At 65.2% G+C, this 24,262-nt stretch carries 15 protein-coding genes; 10 read left to right on the top strand and 5 right to left on the bottom strand.

Features of this window, described 5'->3' with window-relative positions:
- Nucleotides 1–76 precede the first annotated feature (76 nt).
- The 4 genes from ABZN20_RS04730 (at nt 77) to ABZN20_RS04745 (ending at nt 7,074) form a co-directional block, all read left to right on the top strand.
- Nucleotides 77–1,552 carry an NAD-dependent succinate-semialdehyde dehydrogenase gene (locus ABZN20_RS04730; protein ID WP_367026921.1) on the top strand — a complete coding sequence of 492 codons (1,476 nt, stop codon included), beginning with the start codon at nt 77–79 and terminating at the stop codon, nt 1,550–1,552.
- A 101-nt stretch (nt 1,553–1,653) separates the two neighbouring features.
- Entirely contained in the window at nt 1,654–5,580 is a 3,927-nt protein-coding gene (locus tag ABZN20_RS04735) for an FAD/FMN-binding oxidoreductase (protein ID WP_367026922.1), read from the top strand.
- Between the two features lie 55 nt (nt 5,581–5,635).
- Nucleotides 5,636–6,430 carry an alpha/beta hydrolase gene (locus tag ABZN20_RS04740; protein WP_367026923.1) on the top strand — a complete coding sequence of 265 codons (795 nt, stop codon included), beginning with the start codon at nt 5,636–5,638 and terminating at the stop codon, nt 6,428–6,430.
- The gene (locus tag ABZN20_RS04745; RefSeq protein WP_218806726.1) at nt 6,427–7,074 is read left to right on the top strand and encodes a DUF2459 domain-containing protein; all 648 of its coding nucleotides are present in this window, start codon (nt 6,427–6,429) and stop codon (nt 7,072–7,074) included. The genes ABZN20_RS04740 and ABZN20_RS04745 overlap by 4 nt, the downstream gene beginning before the upstream one ends.
- 55 nt (nt 7,075–7,129) lie before the next feature.
- On the opposite strand, the gene ABZN20_RS04750 is transcribed toward ABZN20_RS04745, so the two are convergent.
- The 5 genes from ABZN20_RS04750 to ABZN20_RS04770 form a co-directional block, all read right to left on the bottom strand.
- Nucleotides 7,130–9,886, bottom strand: a complete 2,757-nt coding sequence (locus tag ABZN20_RS04750) for a cation-transporting P-type ATPase (protein WP_367026924.1) — start codon at nt 9,884–9,886, stop codon at nt 7,130–7,132.
- Nucleotides 9,887–9,960: 74 nt separating this feature from the next.
- Nucleotides 9,961–11,406: a sodium:proton antiporter NhaD gene (gene nhaD / locus ABZN20_RS04755; protein ID WP_367026925.1), complete on the bottom strand. Its 1,446-nt coding sequence runs from the start codon at nt 11,404–11,406 to the stop codon at nt 9,961–9,963.
- A 48-nt stretch (nt 11,407–11,454) separates the two neighbouring features.
- Nucleotides 11,455–12,669 carry a cation:proton antiporter gene (locus ABZN20_RS04760; RefSeq protein WP_218806723.1) on the bottom strand — a complete coding sequence of 405 codons (1,215 nt, stop codon included), beginning with the start codon at nt 12,667–12,669 and terminating at the stop codon, nt 11,455–11,457.
- A 117-nt stretch (nt 12,670–12,786) separates the two neighbouring features.
- Nucleotides 12,787–14,331: a glucan biosynthesis protein gene (locus ABZN20_RS04765; protein ID WP_367026926.1), complete on the bottom strand. Its 1,545-nt coding sequence runs from the start codon at nt 14,329–14,331 to the stop codon at nt 12,787–12,789.
- Nucleotides 14,332–14,389: 58 nt separating this feature from the next.
- Nucleotides 14,390–15,736 carry an OpgC family protein gene (locus ABZN20_RS04770; protein ID WP_367026927.1) on the bottom strand — a complete coding sequence of 449 codons (1,347 nt, stop codon included), beginning with the start codon at nt 15,734–15,736 and terminating at the stop codon, nt 14,390–14,392.
- A gap of 187 nt (nt 15,737–15,923) precedes the next feature.
- Here ABZN20_RS04770 and ABZN20_RS04775 point away from each other — a divergent pair, with 187 nt between their 5' ends.
- The 6 genes from ABZN20_RS04775 (at nt 15,924) to ABZN20_RS04800 (ending at nt 24,211) form a co-directional block, all read left to right on the top strand.
- Nucleotides 15,924–16,598 (top strand): response regulator transcription factor, encoded by a 675-nt coding sequence (locus ABZN20_RS04775; RefSeq protein ID WP_367026928.1) that lies wholly within the window; start codon nt 15,924–15,926, stop codon nt 16,596–16,598.
- Nucleotides 16,591–17,991 (top strand): sensor histidine kinase, encoded by a 1,401-nt coding sequence (locus ABZN20_RS04780; protein WP_367026929.1) that lies wholly within the window; start codon nt 16,591–16,593, stop codon nt 17,989–17,991. Before ABZN20_RS04775 ends, ABZN20_RS04780 begins: the two co-directional genes overlap by 8 nt.
- 60 nt (nt 17,992–18,051) lie before the next feature.
- Nucleotides 18,052–19,182: an efflux RND transporter periplasmic adaptor subunit gene (locus ABZN20_RS04785; protein ID WP_367026930.1), complete on the top strand. Its 1,131-nt coding sequence runs from the start codon at nt 18,052–18,054 to the stop codon at nt 19,180–19,182.
- Nucleotides 19,183–19,192: 10 nt separating this feature from the next.
- Nucleotides 19,193–22,294, top strand: a complete 3,102-nt coding sequence (locus ABZN20_RS04790) for an efflux RND transporter permease subunit (protein ID WP_367026931.1) — start codon at nt 19,193–19,195, stop codon at nt 22,292–22,294.
- Nucleotides 22,291–23,595 carry a TolC family protein gene (locus ABZN20_RS04795; RefSeq protein ID WP_367026932.1) on the top strand — a complete coding sequence of 435 codons (1,305 nt, stop codon included), beginning with the start codon at nt 22,291–22,293 and terminating at the stop codon, nt 23,593–23,595. The genes ABZN20_RS04790 and ABZN20_RS04795 overlap by 4 nt, the downstream gene beginning before the upstream one ends.
- A gap of 166 nt (nt 23,596–23,761) precedes the next feature.
- The gene (locus ABZN20_RS04800; protein WP_218806715.1) at nt 23,762–24,211 is read left to right on the top strand and encodes a MarR family winged helix-turn-helix transcriptional regulator; all 450 of its coding nucleotides are present in this window, start codon (nt 23,762–23,764) and stop codon (nt 24,209–24,211) included.
- Nucleotides 24,212–24,262: the final 51 nt, after the last annotated feature.

The raw sequence follows: 24,262 nt of genomic DNA on the forward strand, positions 1-24,262 counted from the left end.
ATCATGGTACTACCGCGCCGAAAATGTGCGAAATGCCGTACACGACACGGGCACATCCTTTTTTGGGAGTCCGCCGATGAGCCATGAACTCCGCCTCGCCCAGCCCGGCCTGCTGCGTACGCAGTGCCTGATCGACGGCCAATGGGTTGGCGCCGACAGCTCAAAGACTTTTCCCGTGACCAACCCGGCCACGGGCGAGATTCTGGCCCGCGTGCCCGACATGGGCGCCGCCGAAACCGCGCGGGCGATCGCCGCCGCAGAATGCGCCTGGGCCGGCTGGCGCGGCAAGACCGCCAAGGAGCGCGCGGCGGTCCTGCGCCGCTGGTACGAGCTGATCCTGAACCACACCGAGGACCTCGCCCGCATCCTCACCGCCGAGCAGGGCAAGCCGCTGGCCGAGGCCCGCAACGAGATCGTCTATGCCGCCGGCTTCGTCGAATGGTTCGCGGAGGAGGCCAGGCGCGCCTACGGCGAAACCATCCCCTCGCCCGTCCCGGACAAACGGCTGCTGGCCATCCGCCAGCCCATCGGCGTGTGCGCGGCCATCACGCCGTGGAATTTCCCGGCGGCGATGATCACTCGCAAGATCGCGCCGGCCCTGGCCGCCGGCTGCACCGTGGTGGTCAAGCCCGCCGAGCAGACGCCGCTGACCGCCCTCGCCCTGGCGGAGCTGGCGGTGCGGGCGGGCTTCCCGCCGGGCGTGGTCAACGTCGTGACCGGAAGGCCGGAAGCGATCGGCGGCGAACTGACCTCCAACCCCCGAGTCCGCAAGCTCTCCTTCACCGGCTCGACCGAGGTGGGACGCCTGTTGATGGCGCAATGCGCCGCGACGGTGAAGAAGGTCTCGCTGGAGCTGGGCGGCAATGCGCCCTTCATCGTATTCGAGGACGCCGATCTGGACGCGGCTGTCGAGGGCGCATCGCTGTCGAAATATCGCAACACCGGCCAGACCTGCGTCTGCACCAACCGTTTCCTGATCCACGACTCGATCTACGACACCTTCGCCGAACGCCTCGCGGCCAAAGTACGCACGCTCAAGGTCGGCAACGGCCTGGACGAAGGTGTCGTCCAGGGCCCGCTCATCGACGAGCAGGCGCTCGCCAAGGTGGAGCGCCACATCGCCGATGCAAGGGCTAAAGGCGCCCGCGTACTGGCCGGAGGCGGGCGGCACCCCTTGGGCGGACGGTTTTTCCAGCCCACGGTGCTCGCGGAAGTCACGCCGGAGATGCTGTGCACTCGCGAGGAGACCTTCGGGCCGGTGGCGCCATTGCTGCGCTTCGGTTCCGAAGACGAAGCCATAGCGATCGCCAACGCCACCGAGTACGGCCTCGCCGCCTACTTCTACACCCGCGACCTGGCCCGCGCTTTCCGCGTCGGCGAAGCGCTGGAATACGGCATGGTCGGCGTCAACACCGGCATGTTGTCCTACGACGTCGCGCCTTTCGGCGGGGTCAAGCAGTCCGGCATCGGCCGAGAAGGTTCGCGCCACGGCATGGACGAATACCTGGAGCTGAAATACCTCTGCCTGGGCGGGATGGGTCCATCCGGCTGAACGGGTTCGCAAACCGATCATCACTGTTGCGCGCCCGGCCGTATTTCCGGCCCTGCCCGCGCGATAGAATCGAACCTTTATTGCTCAAGAGAAACCACGGCATGGCTGCGGCCCCGGAAGCCTTACCCCCCAACACCGACCCAGGCCCCGTCCGCCTGCGCGAGATTCCTTACAACTACACCTCGTTTTCCGACCGCGAGATCGTGATCCGCCTGCTCGGCGAGGACATGTGGCAAGTGCTGGAGGACTTGCGCGCCGAGCGCGTCACCGGCCGCTCGGCGCGCATGCTGTACGAGGTGCTCGGCGACATCTGGGCGGTCCAGCGCAATCCCTACCTGGAAGACGACCTGCTCGACAACAGGGGCCGACGCCGGGCCTTGCTGGAGGCGCTGCGCCACCGCCTGCGCCAGATAGACCAGCGCCGCGCCGAGGTCGAGGCCGGCAGTGCCGGGCGCGCGGCCAAGGTTGCCCTGCTGATCCAGGCGGCGCAGCAGGCGGTCGACGCTTTCGAAGCGCAATTCGAGCATACCCGGGAACTGCGCCGGCGGGCGCTGACCCTGCTGTCGCGCCACACCCGCAAGGACAACATCTGCTTCGACGGCTACGCCCGCGTCACCCACGTGACCGACGCGACCGACTGGCGCGTGGAATACCCGTTCGTCGTGCTCTACCCCTGCAGCGAGGAGGAAGTCGGCCACCTGGTGCGCGACTGCATCGAACTGGGGCTGACCATCGTCCCCCGCGGCGGCGGCACCGGCTACACCGGCGGCGCGGTGCCGCTGACACCCTTGTCCGCCGTCATCAACACCGAGAAGCTGCTGGAGCTGGGGCCGGTCGAACGCGATACCCGGCTGCCCGGCGTGGATCAGCCCTACGCCACGATCTTCACCGGCGCCGGCGTGGTGACGCGGCGGGTGATGGATGTGGCGGAACAGGCGGACCTGGTGTTCGCCTGCGACCCGACCTCGGCGGACGCCTCCTGCATCGGCGGCAACGTCGCCATGAACGCCGGCGGCAAGAAGGCGGTGCTGTGGGGTACGGCGCTGGACAACCTGGCCTCCTGGCGCATGGTCACGCCGGACGGCAACTGGCTGGAGGTCGAGCGGCTGAACCACAACCTCGGCAAGATCCACGATCAGGACGAGGTGTGGTTCCGGCTCAAGCGCTACGACGCCTCGGGACAAGCCCTGAGCGAGGAAATCCTCACCCTCCCCGGCCACCGCTTCCGCAAGACCGGCCTGGGCAAGGACGTGACCGACAAATTCCTCGGCGGCCTGCCCGGCATTCAAAAAGAAGGCTGCGACGGCATCATCACCTCGGCGCGCTGGATTCTGCACGAGATGCCGCCGTACACCCGCACCTTCTGCCTGGAGTTCTTCGGCCAGGTGCGCGAAGCCGTGCCGGCCATCGTCGAAATCCAGGACTACCTCGGAAGCCTGCCCAAGAGCGGCGGCGCCCGCGTCATGCTGGCGGGGCTGGAGCACCTGGACGAACGCTACGTCAAGGCCGTGGGCTATGCCACCAAGGCCCGCCGCCACGGCCGCCCGAAGATGGTGCTGTTCGGGGACATCGTCGGCGACGACGACGACGCGGTGGCGCAGGCCGCGTCCCAAGTGGTGCGGCTATGCAATGCCCGGGGGGCGGAAGGCTTCATCGCCGTCAGCCCGGAGGCCCGCCGCAAGTTCTGGCTGGACCGCGCCCGCACCGCGGCGATCTCCAAGCACACCAACGCCTTCAAGATCAACGAAGATGTGGTGATCCCGCTGCCGCGCATGGGCGATTACTGCGACGGCATCGAGCGCATCAACATCGAGCTGTCGCTGCGCAACAAGCTCAAGCTGTGCGACGCCCTGGCGGAATTCCTCGGCGGCGATCTGCCGCTGCGCGCCTACGAGGAGGGCGTCGACAAGACCGAGCTGATCGGCGAGCGGCGGGCGCTGGCGCTGGATGCCGTCCTCTCGGTGCGGGAACGCTGGCAATGGATACTGCATCACCTGGATCTGCCGCTGGAGCAGGCCGAAGCCCGGTTTGCCGATCTGGGCATCGAAGCCGGCGCGCTGACCAACCGCGCCGAGGAGCCGACGCTGTTTCATCGGGTTCAGGACCATTCGGTGCGCGTCTCCTGGAAGAACGAACTGCTGCCACGCCTCAAGAGCATCTTCGAGGGCGACAACTTCCGTCCGGTCGTCGAGCGGATCGAGGCGGTGCACAAGGCCGTCCTGCGCGGCCGGGTATTCGTCGCCCTGCACATGCACGCCGGGGACGGCAACGTCCACACCAACCTGCCGGTCAACTCCGACCACTACGAGATGCTGCAGGAGGCCAACGCCGCCGTCGTCCGCATCATGGCGCTGGCGCGTTCGCTGGGCGGAGTGATCTCCGGCGAGCACGGCATCGGCATCACCAAATACGAATTCCTGACGCCCGAGGAAGTGGCGCCGTTCCATGCCTACAAGGTCCAGGTCGATCCCGAGGGCCGCTTCAACCAGGGCAAGCTGATGCCGGGCGCCGACCTCCGCGCCGCCTACACGCCGTCTTTCAGCCTGATGGGTTTCGAGTCGCTCATCATGCAGCAGAGCGACATCGGCGCCATCGCCGATTCGGTGAAGGACTGCCTGCGCTGCGGCAAGTGCAAGCCGGTCTGCTCCACCCACGTGCCACAGGCCAATCTGCCGTACTCGCCGCGCAACAAGATCCTCGCCACCTCGCTCCTGATCGAGGCCTTTCTGTACGAGGAGCAGACCCGCCGCGGCATTTCCATCACCCACTGGAAGGAATTCGAGGACGTCGCCGACCACTGCACCGTCTGCCACAAGTGCTACAACCCCTGCCCGGTCGACATCGATTTCGGCCAGGTGTCGATGAACATGCGCAACCTGCTGCGCAAGATGGGCAAGCAGAGCTTCAATCCGGCCAAGACCGCGGCGCTGGCCTTTCTCAACGTCACCCGCCCCAATGCGATCAAGGCCATGCGTACCAGCATGATCGAATGGGGCTACCGCGGCCAGCGCTTGGGCCATCTGCTGCTCAGACCCTGGGGTCAGGCCCAGACCCGCCGGCCGCCGGCCTCGCTGGGCAAACCGAAAGTCGCCGAACAGGTGGTCCACTTCATCAACAAGAAAATGCCGGGCCAACTGCCAGCCAAGACCGCCCGCGCCCTGCTCGACATCGAGGACAACCAGGTCGTGCCGGTGATCCGCGACCCGCGCAAGACCGCGGTGGATTCCGAAGCCGTGTTCTATTTTCCCGGCTGCGGCTCGGAGCGGCTGTTCTCACAAGTGGGCCTCGCCACCCAGGCCATGCTGTACGAGATCGGCGTGCAGACCGTGCTGCCGCCCGGCTATCTGTGCTGCGGCTTCCCGCAGCGCGCCGCCGGCCAGTTCGACAAAGCCGAAAAGATCACCACCGACAACCGGGTGCTGTTCCACCGCGTCGCCAACACCCTCAACTACCTCGACATCAAGACGGTGGTCGTGAGCTGCGGCACCTGCCTGGACCAGCTCGCCTCCTACGAATTCGACCGCATCTTCCCCGGCAGCCGAATGCTCGACATCCACGAATACCTGCTGGAGAAAGGCGTGAAACTCGAAGGCGTGAACGGCACCCGCTACCTGTACCACGATCCCTGCCACAGCCCGATGAAGCAGCAGGACCCGCTCAAGACCGTCAACGCCCTGATCGCCACCGCCGACGGCAGCCGGATCGCCAAATCCGAGCGCTGCTGCGGCGAGTCCGGCACTCTCGCCATCGCCCGCCCGGACATCTCCACCCAGGTCCGCTTCCGCAAGGAGGCCGAACTGAAAGCCGATGCGGCCAGGGCAAGGGCGGACGGCTTCGACGGCCCGGTGAAGGTGCTGACCTCCTGCCCTTCCTGCCTGCAAGGCCTGCAACGCTACCGTGAGGATGTCGACAAGCTCGACGCCGATTACGTCGTGGTTGAGCTTGCACGGCATGTACTGGGTGAGAACTGGATGAAGGATTATATGGAGCGGGCGGTCAAGGGAGGGATCGAGCGGGTGTTGGTGTAGGAACCGTACCCTCATGACCCGCCCCTCTTCCCGTGTCCCTGCCTGGCTCATGTCCATGGCACTTTCGAGCGGAGCTGTCCCCATGGTCTACGGCAAGCCTCCATCCGACCTGGAAACCCCAGTCTGCGGCATCGTACGGGAACCCCTGGCGTTCTGGCAGTTCCGGCGGGCCGCCGGAGCCCCGGACGCCGGCCGCGTCCGGTCGATCCGGGGCATCGAGCGGCTTTCCTTCACCACCGGCGACGGCCGCGTGCTGGGCGGCTACCGACTGCATGCGGCCGATCCCAGGGGCTATCTGCTGGTGGCGCAGGGCAACGCCATGCTGGCAGATCAGATCATGGGCGCGCTGGCGTTCTTCCGCGACTTGGGACTCGATGTTTACGTATACGATTACCGCGGATACGGGCTTTCCGAGGGAAAGAGCCGGCTCAAGGCCATCGTGTCCGATTACCGCGAGATCGTCGCGGCGCTGAATGCGAAGGGTTATGCCCGCCGCTACCTGTATGGCATGTCCATGGGCGGGGTGGTCCTGGCCAATGCCGCCGGCGCGGGCGGCGACTACGATGCGCTGGTGGTGGACTCCTCTCCCAGCCGGATTTCCCGCCTGGGCTGCCCGGAGGACTACGATCCGGTGCGCAAGCTCCCGCGGGACGGATCGAAGCTCATGCTCATCGTCGGCCTGCGCGACCGGATCGTGATGCCTTGGGAAATCGAGGAACTGGCCAGGCTCATCGGGCAACGCGGTGGTTTCGTCCTGAAGTCCCCCGAATTCGCTCATCCGCTGCAGGACATCGATCCCGCGGTCCGGCGGCGCCGCTTTCAGGCGGTCGCCGATTTTCTGGCGCGATGACTCCGCTCGTCCGGCTGCTGCTCTGCCTGCTGTGGCTGTGCTCCGCCTGTGCGGGGCCGGGAACCCCAAGCCCGGCGCTTGCACGTGGCGAACCCCACGCCTCGATCTACGTCGTCAACGCGGGCAAACATGCCGGCCTCATCCTGCGGAAAGCGGACATTCCCGCCGGGTTCATTCCGGAGAGCTCCGATTTCCCCGCGGCGGACTACCTGGAGCTGGGCTGGGGCGACTGGGACTATTACCAGTCGGGTGATCCCGGGCTGTGGCTGACCCTGAAAGCGGCCTTCTGGCCGACGGCCAGCGTGCTGCATGTGGCCGGCATCGAGGGGAACATCGCGGCGCGTTACGCCGGTTACGAATTGATACGGCTCGACCTGGCGCCGCAGCCGTTCGCCGGACTGGCCGGCTACGTCGACCGCAGCTTCGCCAGAAACGGCTCCCCGCGGGCGCCGCCCGTCGGACCGGGACACCATGGCGGCAGCCGGTTCTACCCGGCGAACGGCAAATTCCACATTTTCCACACCTGCAACGGCTGGCTGGCCGGCGCGCTCGCCGCGGCGGGTTATCCGATGGGCTGGTTCGAGCCGGTCACGGCGGACCAGTTGATGGCAAAGATCCGGCCATTCGCGGCGCCTCCACGATAGGTGTCGCCGCCCTGACGGTATTCCCGCTTGCCGCCCCGCACGATGCCACAGGAACTCATCGTTTCAGGTATCGGCGGCCTATCCATTTTTCCATCCCAACCGCGGCATGGATCGTAAGGCTCACGGCCAGGACCAAGACCCACGCGACCGCTCCGATGGGGGCGCTGGCAAACGCAAGATTCATCGGAGGCCAGTAGGTGAAGAGAAGCTGCAAAGCCGCCATCGCGAGCACGCCGACAAGCAGCCGCGGATTGGAAAACACCCCCACATGGAACATCGAGTATTCCAGCGACCGGCAGTTGAACAGGTAGAACATCTCGCCGAACACGAATACGGCGACGGCGGTGGTGCGGGCATTCTCGAGGCTCTCACCTCGCCCCAGCGCCCATTCGAACAAGCCGAACGCCCCCGCCAGCAGCAATAGACCCACCACGAAGATTCGAAAGGTCAAGGTACGGGTCAAAATCGGCTGTCGCGGGTCGCGCGGACGGCGGTGCATGATCCCGGGCTCCTTGGCCTCGAAGGCCAGCATCAGGCCGAGCAGCACCGCCGTGCTCATGTTTATCCAGAGTATCTGCACCGGCAGGACGGGCAATGGGACCCCGCTGAGCACCGCCACCGTAATCACCAGACCTTCGCCGACGTTGGTGGGCAGTGTCCAAATGATGAACTTCATCAGATTGTCGAAAACGCCACGCCCCTCCTCCACCGCCGCCTCGATGGTGGCGAAGTTGTCGTCGGTCAGCACCATCGCGGCGGCCTCCTTGGCCACCTCGGTGCCGGCCCTGCCCATCGCTACGCCGATGTCCGCCTGCCGCAAGGCCGGAGCATCGTTGACGCCGTCGCCGGTCATGGCGACTACATTCCCCTGTGCCTGTAAGGCCTGCACCAGGTTGAGCTTCTGCTCCGGCGCGACGCGGGCGTATATGTCGCAGTGCTCCACCACTCGGCGGTAAGCTTCCTCATCGAGCCCCTGCAGTTCCGCCCCTGTGAGCACCCGCCCCCGGGGGGCGATGCCGAACAGCCGGTGCAATCTTCCCTCGCGCACCAAGCCGAGCTGGCGCGCGATGGCGCGCGCCGTACCGGGGTGGTCGCCGGTGATCATCTTGACCCGAATCCCCGCCCGCTGACAGGCAGCGATCGCCTCCACCGCTTCCGGCCGGGGCGGGTCGATCATGCCTTGCAGGCCGAGGAAGGTCAGACCGCCCTGCAGCGTATGGTGGACCATCCTGTCCTCGTCCACGAGCCGGTCTCCGCGAGCGAAGGCCAGGACGCGCAGCCCTTGCGCGGCCATCGCTTCCACTTGGGCATGAATGGCGGTCGCGTTGAGGGGCATAACCCCCATGTGACGGTCGAATGCGGCGTCGCAACGGCTCAGGATGCTTTCCGCCGATCCTTTCAAATAGACGTGGCGGGCGTCCTCCGCCCGATTGTGATGCAGGGTCGCCATGAACTGATGCTGGGACTCGAAAGGCAGCGTATCGAGCCGCGGGTGGGACTCGCTGGCGTGAAGCTCGTGCAGTCCGGCCTTGCGCGCCGAAACCAGCAGCGCCCCTTCGGTGGGATCGCCCTCGACGCTCCACCCCTCGACGCCTTCGATCAGGCGGGCATCGTTGCACAGCAGGCCGGCCCGAAGACACTCCATCAAGGCCCAATGGCCGCGGGGGTCGATCGCCGTGCCCGCCTGCCGGAACTCGCCCTCCGGCGCATAACCGCTGCCGGTGACTTCGAAATGCTCGCCGTCCGCGTACACCGCTACGACCGTCATCTGGTTCTGAGTCAGGGTACCGGTCTTGTCCGAGCAGATCACGGTGGTGCTGCCGAGGGTTTCCACGGCGGGCAGTTTGCGAATGATGGCGTTGCGCTTCGCCATCCGGGAAACGCCGATGGCCAGGGTGATGGTCAGAGCCGCCGGCAAGCCCTCGGGAATCGCGCCCACGGCCAGAGCCACCGAGGCCATGAACATATCGAGCGCGGATTCGCCCCGCAGCCAGCCGACCAGGAACGTGACCGCGGCGAAACCCAGAATGACCCACATCAAGAGTTTGCTGAAATGGGAAATCTTTTGCGTCAGCGGCGTTTCGAGGATACGGGCCGTTGCGATCATCTGGTTGATCCGGCCGATTTCCGTGCGGTCGCCGGTTTCCACGACCAGAGCAAGACCGCTGCCATAGGTCACGAGCGTGGTGGAATACGCCATGTTGCCGCGATCGGCCAGGAGGGTGTCGGCCGGAAGGGCGCCGGTCCGCTTCTCGACCGGCACGGATTCCCCCGTAAGAGCGGATTCGTCGATCTGCAGCTCTCTCGTGCGCATCAGGCGGATGTCCGCCGGCACCTTGTCGCCCGAAAGCAACGAGACGACGTCCCCCGGCACCAGATCCGTCGCCGGCACGGTGCGCTTCGTCCCACCCCGGATCACGGTGGCGTGGACGCTCAGGTTGCGAGCGAGGGCATCGATGGCTTTCAGGGCATTGGCTTCCTGGAGGAAGCCCATCACCGCGTTGACTGCGACGACACCGAAGATGACGCCGGAATCCACCCATTCCTGCAACGATGCCGTCACCGCCCCGGCCGCCAGGAGGATATAAACCAATGGCTGATTGAACTGCGACAGGAAAAGCAGCCAGGCCGGCTTGCCTTTTCTCGGGGCCAAACGGTTGGGTCCGTAGCGTTCGAGCCGCCTCGCGGCCTCTTCTTCGGTCAGACCTTGTGCCAGATTGCCATCCAGCATCTCCAGGGCTTCCGCCGGCTCCATGGCGTGCCAGTTGCTGGGGGGAATCCGGCCCGAGGAGGGGGGAACGTTCCGGAACATGCTATGCGATCCTCATGGGCGGTTGGCGGACTACGGTCCGAACGCGGAATCGGTCGGGGGGCGGGCGAGTCCTGTCAGAACATTTCGGCGTTGATCAGGAAATGGGCCCCGATGCTCGCCAGATAGCCCAGAACGATGGCCGGCGCCCATTTCAGGTGCGTGACGAAAGTGTAGACGCCCTTGGCCTGCCCCATCAGGGCCACGCCCGCCGCGGAACCGACGGAAAGCAGGCTGCCGCCGACACCGGCGGTGAGCGTCACCAGCAGCCACTGGCCCGTGGACATCTCCGGATGCATGGAGAGGATCGCGAACATCACCGGGATGTTGTCGACCAGCGCGGAAATGACCCCGACGAGCGTATTCGCCGAGGTCGCTCCGAGATCGCCGTACAGGAAATCGGACAGATGATGGAGATAGCCGATGAAATTCAGGCCGCCCACGCACAGGACCACCCCGTAGAAAAACAGCAAGGTGTCCCACTCCATGCGGGCGAGATGATGGAAGACGTCGAAGCGGAACGTGCTTTCCGGCTCCTCCGCCGTGACGGCCTCGCCCGACATCGGATCGATGCCGACTTCCGGTTCATCGCTGTGGGTCACGTGGAGGAAATAACCGAACAACTGCAGATAGGTCAGTCCCGCCATCATGCCGACCGCGGCCGGCAGTTGCAGCCCGTTCTGAAAACCGACGGCGGTCAGCACGGTCAGCAGGAACAGCAGCACGATCCGCTTGGCGCCGCGGCGCATGGTGATCTTGGCCACGAGCGGCGCCGGGCGCCCCTTCGGCACGGCGAAATGCATCAGCCCGGCAGGAATGACGAAATTCACCACCGAAGGGACGAACAGCTTGAAGAAGGTCCAGAACTCGACGATGCCCTTCTGCCACACCATCAGGGTGGTGATGTCGCCGAACGGACAGAAAGCGCCGCCGGCATTGGCCGCCACGACCGTATTGACGCAGGAAAGACCCACGAATTTCGGATTGTCCTTGCCCACCGCCATGACCACCGCGCACATCAGCATGGCCGTGGTCATGTTGTTGGAGACGGAGGAAATGAAGAAAGCCAGCGCGCCGGTCACCCAGAACAGTTGGCGGTAGCCGAAACCCCGGTTGACCAGCCAGGACCGCAGGCTGTCGAACACCCGCCGTTCCTCCATGGCGTTGATGTAGGCGATCGAAACGATCAAGAACAGCAGGAGCTCGCCGTAATCCAGCACGTCGTGGCGGATGGCCGCTTCGGCCACCTCCGACATGCCCTCCCCTTTGTAAACGGCCGCGATGGCCACCCATATCAGCGCCGCCGCCAGCATCATGGGCTTGGACTTGCGTAATTCCAGCACCTCCTCGAGCACCACGAAGACATAGGCGACACCGAACAGCGCCAACGCCAGATAGCCGACGAAATGGCCGCTCAGGTCCAGCGAGCGGGACAGGCCGGGCTCAGCCGATGCCGCCAGCGGCATCACGGCCAGCCCCGCCGCGGCCAGGGCTCGAAACGGAATCATCCTCGATGAATTCATGCAGTCTCCACTTGCGGCGACATACCGCGCAAAAACCACGTATGTTAGTCAATTTTCAAGCGGAAGATACCGGCGGTAGAGATCTTTGAGCAAGATCGGCGCGAGCAGCGTCGTAAGCGCGATGACGATGATCAGGGCGGCGTAGGTTTGGTTGTCCAGGATGCCCGAGGTGCGCCCGAGTTCCGCGAAGATGAGGCCGACCTCGCCCCGGGGAATCATGGCGATGCCTATGACAAAGCGCTCCCTCCATGGCCCCTTGAGCAACAGGGCGCCCAGGAGCTTCCCCGATATCGCCGCGGCGAACAGGCTGAGGGACAGCGACCAGATGAACGGCGAACCCCAATCCACCGCGCGAAGGTTCAGCGACAGGCCGACCATGACGAAGAAGATCGGCACGAACAGATGGATGACGGGCCGCATCTGATTCTCGATCCGGCCGGCGAAATCCGGATCGCGATGCAGCGCCAGGCCGAAGGGAAGGAAGAAGCGCCGCGACAAGGCCAGCCCCGCGGCGAAACCGCCCAGGAGCTCCGGAGCTCCCATGGAATGCGCCAGCCAGGCGAAGAACAGGACCAGTGAGACGATCAGCGTCGGGATCAGGCCGTCGGTCCGGCTGACCCGGGCGAACTGGCGGATCGCCAGCGAAATCAGCCTGGCGAACAGGGGCGCCAGCAGAAAGAACACGCCGATGAATCCCATGACCCGCACCGCGTTGGCCGGATCGACGGTGCCGGCCAGCGAAAACTCGTAGAGCAGCGCCAGCAGGATCACGCCCAGAATGTCGTCGATCACGGCCGCGCCCAGTACCACCTGGGCCTCCCTGCCATGCCGGCGCTGCAGGTCGGTCAGCACCCGGACGGTGATGCCGATGCTGGTCGCCGTCAACGTACCGCCGACGAAAAGCGCCTCCAACTGGCTGAAACCGAACGCGAGGTAGCCCACGGCGGTGCCGAAGGCGAAAGGAAGGACGAAGCCGCTGACCGCGACGAACAAGGCTCGCCCTCCCGTCCTGGCGAGCTGCCGGATGTCGGTTTCCAGCCCGACCTCGAACAGCAGCAGGATGATGCCGATCTCCGCCAGGAGCCCGATCACCTGACTGGGTTCCAGCCACCCGAGCAGGCTGGGGCCAAGCAACACCCCGGCCAGGAGTTCGCCCACCACCGGCGGACTGTTCAGGCGCGCGAACAGCTCGGCAAACAGGCGAGCGGTCAGGAGGATGACCATCAATTGGAAAAAGAACTGATGTACCGCTTCGTTCGCCATGAACGCCTCCTCATATTCGCCGCCGGCACCCGCGGCTCTCGCGGCATCGGCGAAGCGTGCCGCCCCGACATTACAGGGAATCGGCCAACCTGCAAACCGCGGCGGCGTTGGAAGCCTTCAGGCGGGGGGCGTCCACTGATAAAGCCAGGTCTCCGTCAAAGCGCCGAAACCGTCACGCAGGAAACAGCGCAAGTCCACGGGCTCGCTCCCATCGCTGATCAGGTCGAAGTTGCAGCGCCAGGTCGCCGTTCCTTTGACCGGACGGGCAGCAGCCCGCTCGACCCTCCCTCTCGAGGCGGAAACGACCGGCTCGACTCCGGCATCGGGCGCCAGACCTTGCAACCGCCCGCCCCGGAAGTCGATGACGAATTTACGCGAGGGCGTCCGGTTTTTCTGTCCAGGAATGCCGCCGACGCCGGTCCGGGTGGCGACCACCTCGGCGTCGTCTCCCCCTTGCGGCGGCCGGGAGCCCCAATGCAGACGGTACCTGAAAACGCGCTCTTGCCCCCGTTCGAAAGGGCGTTCGGGATTCCAATACGCGACGATGTTGTCGAAGGTCTCGTCGGGGGTGGGAATTTCCACCAGTTGAACGGCACCCCGGCCCCAGGCCTCCAGGGGCTCCACCCAGGCGGAGGGACGCAGATGGTAATCGGCTCCGTCGTCCTGGTAATGGTCGAAATCGCGGTCGCGTTGCAGCAGCCCGAAGCCCTTTGGGTTGTCGTCCACGAACGAATTGACCCGAACCACGGGGGAGTTGACGAGCGGGCGCCAGATGCGCTCGCCGGCGCCGGTCCAGATCGCGAGGCCGTCGGAGTCGTGAATCTCCGGGCGAAAATCGTCAGAGACGCGGCGGTCGTTCTCCCCATGCTGGAACATCGAAGTCAACGGCGCGATGCCGACCCGCTCGATGCTCTCGCGCGGATACAGCCATGCCTCGACTTCCATGACCGTCGTCTCGCCGGGGCGCACACGGAAGCTGTACGCACCGGCGACGCTCGGACTGTCGAGCAACGCATGGAGAGAAAGGAATGCGGAGCGGGGCGAAGGCCGCTCGAGCCAGAAGCTGCGAAACTCCGGAAACTCCTCCGGACGCGGCAATCCGGTATCGACCGCCAACCCCCGCGCCGACAAGCCGTACTGGCGGGTTCCCCCCACCGCGCGGAAATAGCTCGCCCCCAGGAACGAAAACATGTCCCGCTCGAAATCCGGCTGCGCATAGACGCGAAAACCGGCAAAGCCGATGTCGCCCATTCGGCGGGGCGGGTCGACGGCCGCACCGTATTCGAAAAGATCGCGGCTGTACGCCACGGGTACGGCGACACCGTGGACGACTTCGTGGATTTGCACCGGATGCTTGAAGAACAGCCCAAGGTGAAACATCTGCACCTGGAACGGCAGGCCCTTCGTCCCCCAGAGCGAGTGCTCTTTCCTGAATCGAATCGATTGATACGCGTCCCAATCCAGCCCGGCCAGCCAATCCGGCATGTCGTCTGCGGGACCTTGATAGGGCTCTCGCGACAGACGCCTGGCCTCCTCCCTGAGCCAAGCCTTGCTGAACGGCAGGGTCATCGACGCGCCGCTCGCCGGCCTCAGCCAGCCAGAACCGAGGATGCCCAACGTCCCAGCGGCGAGCAAGTGTTCCAGCCATTCCCGTCTCGTCATCGCGTGCCTCCCGATATGTCCCGGCCACAAGCGGCCGGCAAACCATGCGAACTCCCCCTCAGATTCCGTCCTGCCACTCGATCCGTTCTTCTCCGTTCGACTGGTAAACGAGCTCGCCGGGCTGCCCTGCGCTGGCGACCAGCGGCACCCTCGTCGAATCCCCGCTATTGGAGAAGGAAATCAGCAAAGGCGATGCCGCCAGGAAGACCAAAGCCACCTGGCCGGCCCAGACGTTCCGCCAGGCGATCCGCGTCGGGCGCGGCGGGAACCGGACCGGGGCCGGCACGGCGGCCACGACCTTCCAGGGTTTGGAATCCAGCCACTCCAGTACGCCGGCCACGCCGAGCATCAATCCCAAGCCGGCGAGGTTCACCCAGGCGATATCGAACGCTTCCCGCCCGGTCCAGTCGAGCGCCATCCCCGCGAGGTAGGAAAGCGCCATGGAGAACAGGAACACCGGCAGCGACTGCCGGCCCATCCGCGCGATCCAGCGCGGCAGGGACCATTCCAGCCAATGGGGTCTCCAGGACACGAACCGGTTCATCAAATAGGCCAGCGCCAGGAAATGCGTAACACGCAGCAATCCCAGATGGCTCTTGTCCACCCAGGGCTCCAGGTGGGCGCGCACGGCGCCCAGGAAGGCGACGCTTTGATAGGTCGGCTCATGACCGAGCGGAATGGAAACCAGCACGAAGACCAGGCACAGCGTGGTCAGTCCGCCGCCGGCGCGCGGCACCCGAAGCCATCCGGCGCCGAGCCCGAAGCCGGTGAAAAACAGCAATTGCCAGGCGAAGGGATTGAAGAACCAGGGACGGTCGCCGGCAGGCTCGGCCGGCAGCTCCCACCCGAAGTGCCAGGCACCCAGGTACACGAGCAGGGAAACACCCAGCGCCAGGGCGGCATGCATCCGCGACAGGCTCCATGCCAGAGGCACCCAGAGCAGGATCACGAAGTACATCGGCAGGATGTCGAAGAAATTGGGAACGTAGCGGAGACTGAACAGCGCGGCGATCGCGTCGGGCGTGCTCTCGAAAAAATACCGCAGGTACAGGCGGTGGATGTAATCCTCCCCGCCCAGCCACCGGTTGCCGAATGCGCAGATCGCCGCCAGGGCAAAAAACAGCGCGAGGTGCGAGACGTAAATCTGGCCGCAGCGGTGCAGGATGCGCAGCGTTCCGAGCCACATTCCCGCCCTCTCGAAACATCGCCCATAGGCCAGGGCGGCGGCGAATCCGGAGAGAAAGACGAAGATTTCCGCGGCGTCGCTGAATCCGAACCGGGAGGGGGTGTAGAAATACAGCGGGTTGAAGGGAATGTGGTTGACGAAAATGATCATCAGCGCCACGCCCCGGAAAAAGTCGAGCCGGACGTTGCGCGAAGGCGCGGTGGAATTCGGCGTTCCCATGATTGACCCCATTCGGCGTTGCCCCGGTGGATTCCGGCCTCTGACGGCACGGATTGCCGGTTCGAGGAAATATCGTGCAGACTGCGGCATCCGGACTATTCGCCCTTCGCAGCGCCAAGCTTGCCGTTAACCGCTGAAGTCTAGAGAAGAAAGCTTTCATGAACCTTTCATACCCCGGTGAAAACCGATGAGGATTCTGCTCGTCGAGGACGATGAAACCCTGGCCGACGGCCTGTCGCGCAGCCTGGCCGAGGACGGCTTCGACCTCACCGTCGCCACGACGGGAACCTATGCCGACAGCGCCCTTCGCACCCAGGACTACGATCTGGTCATCCTCGACCTCGGCCTGCCCGACATCGACGGAAGAGAAGTCCTCAGACTGCTGCGGGCCAGGAAGTCGCCGGTGCCGGTCCTCATCCTGACGGCCCGGGACAGGCTGGACGACCGGATCGGCGGTCTGGAGCTGGGCGCCGACGATTACATGACCAAGCCTTTCGAGCTGCGGGAACTCGAAGCGCGGGTGCGGGCGCTGATCCGGCGCAGCCATGGGGGCTTCGGTCACGACATCGTGTGCGGCCCGCTCGTTCTCAATACGCTCGACCGCCAGGTCCATGTGAATGGCGAACCGCTGCTGCTGCCTTCCCGCGAATATGGCGTGCTGGAGGCTCTGCTGCTGCAGGCGGGCCGGGTGGTCAGCAAGGACCGGATCGCCCTGCGTCTGGCGAGCGGCGGGGACGAGCTGGCGGACAACGCCATCGAAGTCTACGTGCACCGCCTGCGCCGCCGCCTCGACGATCTCGGCATTCGCATCAGGACGGTGCGCGGCCTCGGCTACCTGCTGGAGCGGCCCGCCGATGACTAAGCCGCACAGCCTGCGGACCCAGCTGCTGCTGCGGTTGACGCTGCCCCTGGCTTTCGTCGTGATGCTCGACGCGGCGGTATCGTATTTCGTCGCCCTGCACTACGCGGACATGGCCTACGACCGCTGGCTCCTGGACTCCGCCCGCTCGCTCGCCCAGCAGGTCAAGGGACAGAAGGACAAAATCACTTTCGAGCTTCCTCCCATCGCTGTCGAAATGTTCCGCTGGGACGACATGGACAAGACCTTTTTCAAGGTCGAGTCGCTCGACGGGGGATTCATGGCGGGTGACAAAGCCCTCTCCAGCCCCTCGATACCGCCGGAGGAACGGGACCGTCCGTATTTTTCCGACGGCGAAATCGGGGGCAAGCCGATCAGGATCGTGTCGGTGCTGACGGCTCCCACGGCGGCATCCGGGGAAGTGCTGGTTTCCGTGGCGGAGACGCTGAACAAGCGCCGCGGCATGATGAGCGAGATTCTCTTCGCGGTGGTGCTGCCCCAAATCCTGCTGGTGCTGGTCACCGGCGTTCACATCTGGACGGGCGTCAACCGGGGGCTCCACCCGCTGCGCAACCTGGCACGCATCATCGCCGGCCGGTCCGCCCGGGACCTCGATCCCATCCCGGACACGGATGTTCCGCTCGAGGTGCGCTCCCTCACCCACACCATCAACGAACTCCTGCAACGCCTGGCGGCGTCGATGGCGACCCAGCGGCGTTTCATCGAAAACGCCGCGCACCAGCTTCGCACCCCTTTGGCCGGCCTCAAGATCCAGGCGGAGCGGGCACTGCGCGCGCAAGACCCCGAAACGATGAGGCCGGCACTGATCCACATCAAGAACTCCGCCGACCGGGTAGCCCATCTCAGCACCCAATTGCTGGTACTGGCCCGCTCGGAGGCGATGATGCAGGACCACCGGGAATTCACGCCGGTGGACTTGTGCGCGCTGGTGCGCGAATGCTGCATGGACTGGGTACCCAAGGCGCTGGACCGGAACATGGAACTGGAACTCCGGGCGCCGGAGGAGCCCATCTTCATCGGCGGCAACGCGCTTCTCCTGCGCGAACTCCTCAACAACCTGCTGGACAACGCCCTCCGCTACGGGAGATCCGGCGGCCAGGTCGCCGTGAAACTCGACGGCCCCCCAAGGACGGCTCTGATCGTCGACGACGACGGCCCCGGCATTCAGCCGACCGAAGCGGGCAAGGTGATCGAGCGGTTTTACCGCATACCCGGAAGCCCCGGCGACGGATGCGGCCTGGGCCTTGCGATCGTCAAGGAAATCGCCGACCTGCACGGCGCCCGGCTGCATATCTCCCGCTCAGGTTTCGACAGCGGCACACGCATCGAAGTCGCTTTCGGGCGGCGACCGGAGGAAGACCTGGGCCGTCGCTGAAAGGTATCTGAAAGCTTCCGCGCATAGCATGGGCAACCCCAGCGCTTCCCAAGTCGTCCCATGTCTTTTCCATCCCGGCTCGCATTGTTCGGTTTCCTGTGCCTTTCCGCCTGTGAACAAAACGGTATCGAGCCGATCGATCGTCCCCGGCCGAGTCCGTCATCGTCGGCGGACACCCGGAAAAGCCACGGGCCGGCCACGGTTTCGCTGAGGCCGGAGTCCCTGCCCTATCTCGTCATCCAGGAGATCCATCCGGAAGCGTTCGACGCCTCGATTTCGGCTCCCGCCAAAGTCGACTTCCGCACCAAAGCCGTTTCGGCCGCGGGCACGATCGTCCCCGGACGGGTCACCAAGGTGCATGCGCAGATCGGCGAACGTATCAGGGCCGGTGCGCCGCTGGCCACGCTGGTCAGCGCCGACGCGGCCCAGATGCGCTCGGATTTCTCCCGCGCCGAGGCCGAGTTGAGCCGTGCCGAAGACAGGCGCCGGCGCCAGGCGGAAATGGCCCGCCGCGGCGTCGGCCTGGAGGTCGAACGGATGGAAGCCGAGACGGAGTACCGCCAGGCCCGCACCGAATACGAGCGCAGCCGCGACCTCCTCCACCTCATCGGGGATGGCCGCGGGGGCGAGGTCGTCGTCCGGGCGCCAATGGACAGCGTGGTTCTGAAGGCCCATGTCTCCGTGGGCGCCGCGGTGGGGCCGGGGTCGCCCCTGTTCGACCTCGGCGAGCCTTCCGCCGCTTGGATCGTGGCCGACGTGTTCGAAAACGACCTGCTGCTGGTGGAGGTCGGCGCCAAGGCTTCGATCGAACTCGCCTCGCTGCCGAACGCCATTTCCGGCCATGTGGTGGCCGAGAGCGCCGCCATCCAGAATGAACTCCGGCGCGCCTCGGTGTTCATCGAGCCGGACGACCCCGCGGTTCCGCTGCGGCCCGGCATGTACGCGAGAGTATCGATCACCGTGTCGGAGCCCGGCCGGATCGTCCTGCCCACCTCGGCCGTGCTGATAAAAGACGGGCGGGAAACCTTCGTCTACGTGGAGAAGGAACCGGGGATCTTCGAAGCCCGCCCGGTGCGGGCGGGGCAGTCGCGGGCCGGCATGACGCCCATCCTCGAGGGGCTCTCCGGGGGCGAACGCGTGGTGGTGAAGGGCGCCCTGCTCCTGGACGGCGAAGCCGCCATGCTCTTGTAAGGATGCGATCATGCTGAAGCTGCTGATCGAGCATTGCGTGCACCGGCGTTTCGCGGCCATCGCGGTCACCGCGGCGATCGCCGTGTACGGGGTTCGCGCCTACCTCGATACCCCGATCGAAGCGTACCCCGACGTCACCAACACCCAGGTTACCGTCATCAGCCTGATGCCCGGATATGGGCCGGAAGAAGTGGAGCGGCAGGTCACCATCCCGCTGGAGCGGGTGCTGAACGGCACGCCCGACATGCTGCAAATGCGCAGCCAGAGCCTGTTCGGTCTCTCCCTGATCACCATCACCTTCCAGGATGACGTCGACAGTTTCCGGTCGAGAACGCTGATTTCCGAGCGGATGGCCGGCGCCGAGGTGCCGGAAGGCGTCACGCCCGTGCTCGCCCCGGACTACACGCCTCTGGGGGAAATCTACAAGTTCGTGATGGTGAGCGACCGCCATACGCTCTACGACCTGCGGTCCGAAATGGAATGGAACGTGTCCCGCGCGCTGCGCCAGGTCCAGGGCGTCGCCGACGTACTGACCTTCGGGGGCTATTACAAGGAATTCCAGGTCGAAACCGATCCGGTGCGGCTCGAATCCTTCGGTCTGACCCTGGAGGACGTCAACCAGGCGATCGCCCGGTCCAACCGGAACGTAGGCGCGGGATTCTTGCGTCATGGCGACCAGCAGATGCTGGTGAGAGGCGTGGGCAACCTCGCCTCGGCCGAGGACGTGAAACGGATCGTGCTCAAGAGCGCCGGCGGCACGCCGGTCACCGTCGGCGACGTCGCGCGTCTGGTCCAGGCCTACACGCCCCGCCAGGGGGCCGTGGGCCTGGACCACCGGAAAGAGGCCGTGGAGGGCATCGTGCTGCTGCGGCGGGGACAGAACCCCTCGAAAGTGCTGGAAGCCGTCCACAGCAAGGTCGAGGAGCTGAACAGCCGGATCCTCCCCGCCGGAATGAGGATAGAACCCTTTCTCGACCGGACCGAACTGGTCGACAACACCCTGCACACGGTCTACGACAACCTGCTGCACGGATTTCTGCTGGTGGTGGCGGTGGTCTGGCTGTTTCTGCGCAGCATCCGCGGCTCTCTGATCGTCGCCCTGGTCATCCCGTTGTCCCTCCTCGCGGCTTTCTCCGGGCTCTATCAGCTCGGCCTCCCGGCCAATCTCATTTCCATGGGGGCGATCGATTTCGGAATCATCCTCGACGGCGCCGTGGTCCTGGTGGAAAACGTGATTCACCTTGCCACCTGCCGCCGTCCGGAAAGCCGCCGCGAGATGCTGCGCCTGATCATCGCCGCGGCGCTCGAAGTGGCCAAACCGACATTCTTCGCGATGCTGATCATCATCGCCGCGCTCATCCCGGTATATACCCTGGAGCGTGTGGAAGGCCGCATATTCCGCCCGCTGGCCTTCACGTACAGCTTCGCTCTCGCCGGCGGCCTGGTGTTCGCGCTGACCCTGGTGCCGGCGCTGTGCGCCGCCTTCATCCGGCCCCGGCACGCCGTGATCGAGGAACCGGCGTTCCTGGCATCCCTGCGCCGGGTTTACGGACACGTCTTGAAGCTGGCACTGGAGCGGCGTGGCGGAACCCTGGCCGTGGCGTTCCTGCTGCTATTCGCCGGCGGCGCTGCTGGGACCCGGCTCGGAAGCGAATTCCTGCCCGAGCTGGACGAAGGCGACGTCCACTTGTTCATCGAGATGCCGGCGAGCATCGCCCTGGCCAAGGGACAGGAGGTCTTGCTCGACATGCGCGAGCGCCTGCTCGGGTTTCCCGAGGTCAAGAGCATTCTCAGCCAGCAGGGCCGTTCCGAGGATGGCACCGACAACGAGGGCGTGAACATGAGCGAAACCTTCGTCCACCTGAAGCCTCGGGCGGAATGGCGCCCAGGGCTGGAGAAAGCCCGGCTGGTCGATGAGATGCGAGACTCCCTCGCCGCGATCCCCGGCGTCCGCTTCAATTTCTCCCAACCCATCAAGGACAACGTCGAGGAGGCCGTCAGCGGCGTCCGCGGGAAGGTCGTGCTCAAGATCTACGGCGCCGACCTGGAAAAGATGCGCGTCACCCTGGAACAGGCGAAGGCGGTGCTGAAAGACATCCCCGGGGTCATCGACCTGGACCTTTACCGGGAGTCGGTGGTGCCGCAGCTCCAGTTGAAGCTGGACCGGCCGGCTCTGGCCCGGCATGGAATCGACGTCGACGCGGCCCAGAACGCCATCGAAACCGGCCTGGCGGGCAAGATCGTCACCGAACTCTGGGAGGGTGAACGCCCCGTGCCGGTGCGGGTGATCCTCCCCGGCACCGAACGCGGCGACATGGAGCGCATCGCGAACCTGATGCTGCCCACCCCCGGAGGCGCACGGATTCCGCTGCGGGAGGTCGCCGACCTGCGCATCGAGCGCGGCCGGACCTCCATCGAAAGGGAGGCGAACCGGCGGTTCCTCGCGCTCAAATTCAATATCGAAGGTCGCGACCTCGGATCGGTGGTGCGCGACGCGTCGCTCGCGGTCGAAACCGCCGTCGACGTGCCGGAAGGCCACTTCCTGGTCTGGGGCGGCGAATTCGAGAATCAGCAGCGGGCGATGACGCGCTTGGCCGTCGCCGTCCCCGTGGCGGTTCTGGTCGTCTTCGCGCTTCTCTACGGCGCCTTGCAATCCGCCCGTAGCGCCCTCGCCATCCTGGCATGCGTGCCTTTCGCCTTGGTCGGCGGCGTATTCATCCTGCTATGGAGCGGAATACCCCTGTCGGTGAGCGCCGCCATCGGCTTCATCGCCTTGCTGGGCCAGGTTTCGCTGATGGGACTCCTGGTCCTGAGCGCCGCCGAACAGTGTCGTCGCCAGGGCATGCGTCTGTTCGACGCCATCCGGGAGGGAGCGGTGGAGCGGCTTCGTCCGGTGCTGATGGCATCGCTGCTGGCGCTGCTCGGCCTGCTTCCCATGGCGCTGTCCACCGGCATCGGCAGTGAAACCCAGCGCCCCTTCGCCATGGTCATCGTCGGCGGCATGTTCACGACGTTTTTCGTGGCGATGTTCGTTCTGCCGGTGCTCTACTCCTTCATCACGCCCAAACTGCTGCTGTCGCCCGAAACGGCCGACGAACTGCTCGAACGATGATCCAGGAAAACCGTCACGCCCGTGTTTTCCGGGCATTCAAATGCCTGCTCCCGTTATTCCTCGCACTGAATCTCGACGGCACTGCGCTTGCCGGAACGACAGCGGAATCTCTGCCGCAGGCCGTCACCATCAGGCAGCTGCTGGAAGTCGCGAGACAACACAGCCCCCGTTACGCGGCTTTGAGGCAAGCGGTCGAGCTTTCCAAGGCCGAAATCGCGGCGGCGGACGTGCTGCCGAATCCAAGAGTCAATTTCGGGAACTACAGCCTCCTGAGCGCCAACAACACGATGTACGACGGCAAGGTGCAACGCGAAGTCGTACTGGAAGTCCCCGTGCTCATCACCGGTCAGCACAGCGCCAGGGTCGAGGCCGCGGAAAAGCAGGTGCAAACCACTGAAGCCGCCGTCCAGGCCGAATTCGCCGGCCTGGTGCACGAGCTGTGGCGCACGTTCATCAAACTGCTGGCAGGCCAGCAGCGCATCGCCGTATTGGAAGAAACCAGCGCGAACATGGAGCATCTCGCCGCGCTCGTCGCCGGGCGGGAGGAGTCCGGCAGCGCCAGCCGCTACGACACCCTGCGCATGGAAATCGAAGCCAAGGACGTCCGGGCGAAGCTGGAAACGGCCCGCAACGACCTGCAGGGAACCGTGGAGGAACTGGGGTTGATGCTCGGCCTGCCGGACTGGAAACCGCAGGCATTGGGAAACCTCGCGCCGCTGGGAGTCCCGGCCGATCCGAAAAAATCCTGGGCGGACGCCGAGCGGATCAACCCCGAGATCGAGGCCGTCCGCCGGGGAGAGATCGCGGCCGATGCCCGCCTGGAAAAAGCCAAGGCCGAGCGCTGGCCGGTTCCCTCGATCCAGTTCGGTTCGGCGTTCACGGAACAGCCGTACGGGCACGCCTTCTTCGGCGGCGTCTCCGTCGAGATTCCCCTGTTCGACCGCAATCAGGGCGGCATGGCCAGGGCGGCGGCGGAAAAACAGGCCGCCATCCTCGAACGCGAACTGGTGACCTCCCAAATCCACGTCGCGCTCGATCGCGCAACCGGCCTCCTCGCGCGCAGGCGCGAAACACGGGTCAAATTCGAGCGGGACGTCGTCGCCAAGCTGTCCGCCCTCAAGGAGATGGGCGAAGCGGCTTACCGGCTCGGCAAAGGCAGTTTGCTGGAACTGCTGGATTCCACGCGCTCCAGAACGGAAATACGCCTCACCCACCTGGAACTCATCCAGCTCGAGCTGGAAGCGGAGCTCGAAGCGCTGAAAGCCTCGGGACTGCTGGTCAGCCGCGCCGAAACCGGCTGACTGCCGGTTCGGTGAACCGCCCGCCTGTGCCTGAGAACCGCGGATGATCCCATCCACTGGGCGGCACCCGGTTCAGCCGGTCTCGCGCCCACTGACGCTCATTCCTGACGAGAGCAATAGTTAATAACTTTTGATATTATATCCGTCGCTTACGATATAATGGATCATGCATTCCAAATTCGGCTTTCTGAGCTACGAAATCAGCCATTGCATCCGCCAGCGCTTCAACAAGGCAGCCGAAGGCATCGGTCTGAGCCATGCCCAGTGGCGAGCCTTGGTGCATTTATCCAAGCACGAAAATTGCCGCCAGATCGATCTGGCCGAGATCCTGGAAATCAAGCCCATTACCCTGGCCCGGCAGATCGACCTGCTGGAGGAGGCGGGTTTGGTTCGACGCAACAAAGATGCCGAAGACCGGCGCGCTTATCGGCTGGAACTGTTGCCCAAGGCCCATCGCGTCATGCAGGAGCTCTGGTCCATCGCCGATGGGGTGGAGGCGCAGGTGCTTAGCGCCCTGTCGGCCCGGGAACAAGAAACGCTCATCGCACTGCTGGAGCGCGTCAAACGCCGCATCAACGCCGCTTTGCCTCCGGACGACAGCCGGCCCGATGATTAGTCCACCTTAGTCTCACACGATTCACCGATGCGCCGCCGCAGGTTTGGCAGC

It is taken from the genome of Methylococcus sp. ANG, from assembly GCF_040730495.1.
In the GTDB taxonomy this organism is placed as follows: domain Bacteria; phylum Pseudomonadota; class Gammaproteobacteria; order Methylococcales; family Methylococcaceae; genus Methylococcus.

Excerpts from the sequence above, each read along its gene's own strand:
- ABZN20_RS04730 (WP_367026921.1), top strand. The coding sequence starts at position 77 with ATGAGCCATGAACTCCGCCTCGCCCAGCCCGGCCTGCTGCGTACGCAG.
- ABZN20_RS04735 (WP_367026922.1), top strand. The coding sequence starts at position 1,654 with ATGGCTGCGGCCCCGGAAGCCTTACCCCCCAACACCGACCCAGGCCCC.
- ABZN20_RS04740 (WP_367026923.1), top strand. The coding sequence starts at position 5,636 with ATGGCACTTTCGAGCGGAGCTGTCCCCATGGTCTACGGCAAGCCTCCA.
- ABZN20_RS04745 (WP_218806726.1), top strand. The coding sequence starts at position 6,427 with ATGACTCCGCTCGTCCGGCTGCTGCTCTGCCTGCTGTGGCTGTGCTCC.
- ABZN20_RS04750 (WP_367026924.1), bottom strand. The coding sequence starts at position 9,886 with ATGTTCCGGAACGTTCCCCCCTCCTCGGGCCGGATTCCCCCCAGCAAC.
- nhaD (WP_367026925.1), bottom strand. The coding sequence starts at position 11,406 with ATGAATTCATCGAGGATGATTCCGTTTCGAGCCCTGGCCGCGGCGGGG.
- ABZN20_RS04760 (WP_218806723.1), bottom strand. The coding sequence starts at position 12,669 with ATGGCGAACGAAGCGGTACATCAGTTCTTTTTCCAATTGATGGTCATC.
- ABZN20_RS04765 (WP_367026926.1), bottom strand. The coding sequence starts at position 14,331 with ATGACGAGACGGGAATGGCTGGAACACTTGCTCGCCGCTGGGACGTTG.
- ABZN20_RS04770 (WP_367026927.1), bottom strand. The coding sequence starts at position 15,736 with ATGGGAACGCCGAATTCCACCGCGCCTTCGCGCAACGTCCGGCTCGAC.
- ABZN20_RS04775 (WP_367026928.1), top strand. The coding sequence starts at position 15,924 with ATGAGGATTCTGCTCGTCGAGGACGATGAAACCCTGGCCGACGGCCTG.
- ABZN20_RS04780 (WP_367026929.1), top strand. The coding sequence starts at position 16,591 with ATGACTAAGCCGCACAGCCTGCGGACCCAGCTGCTGCTGCGGTTGACG.
- ABZN20_RS04785 (WP_367026930.1), top strand. The coding sequence starts at position 18,052 with ATGTCTTTTCCATCCCGGCTCGCATTGTTCGGTTTCCTGTGCCTTTCC.
- ABZN20_RS04790 (WP_367026931.1), top strand. The coding sequence starts at position 19,193 with ATGCTGAAGCTGCTGATCGAGCATTGCGTGCACCGGCGTTTCGCGGCC.
- ABZN20_RS04795 (WP_367026932.1), top strand. The coding sequence starts at position 22,291 with ATGATCCAGGAAAACCGTCACGCCCGTGTTTTCCGGGCATTCAAATGC.
- ABZN20_RS04800 (WP_218806715.1), top strand. The coding sequence starts at position 23,762 with ATGCATTCCAAATTCGGCTTTCTGAGCTACGAAATCAGCCATTGCATC.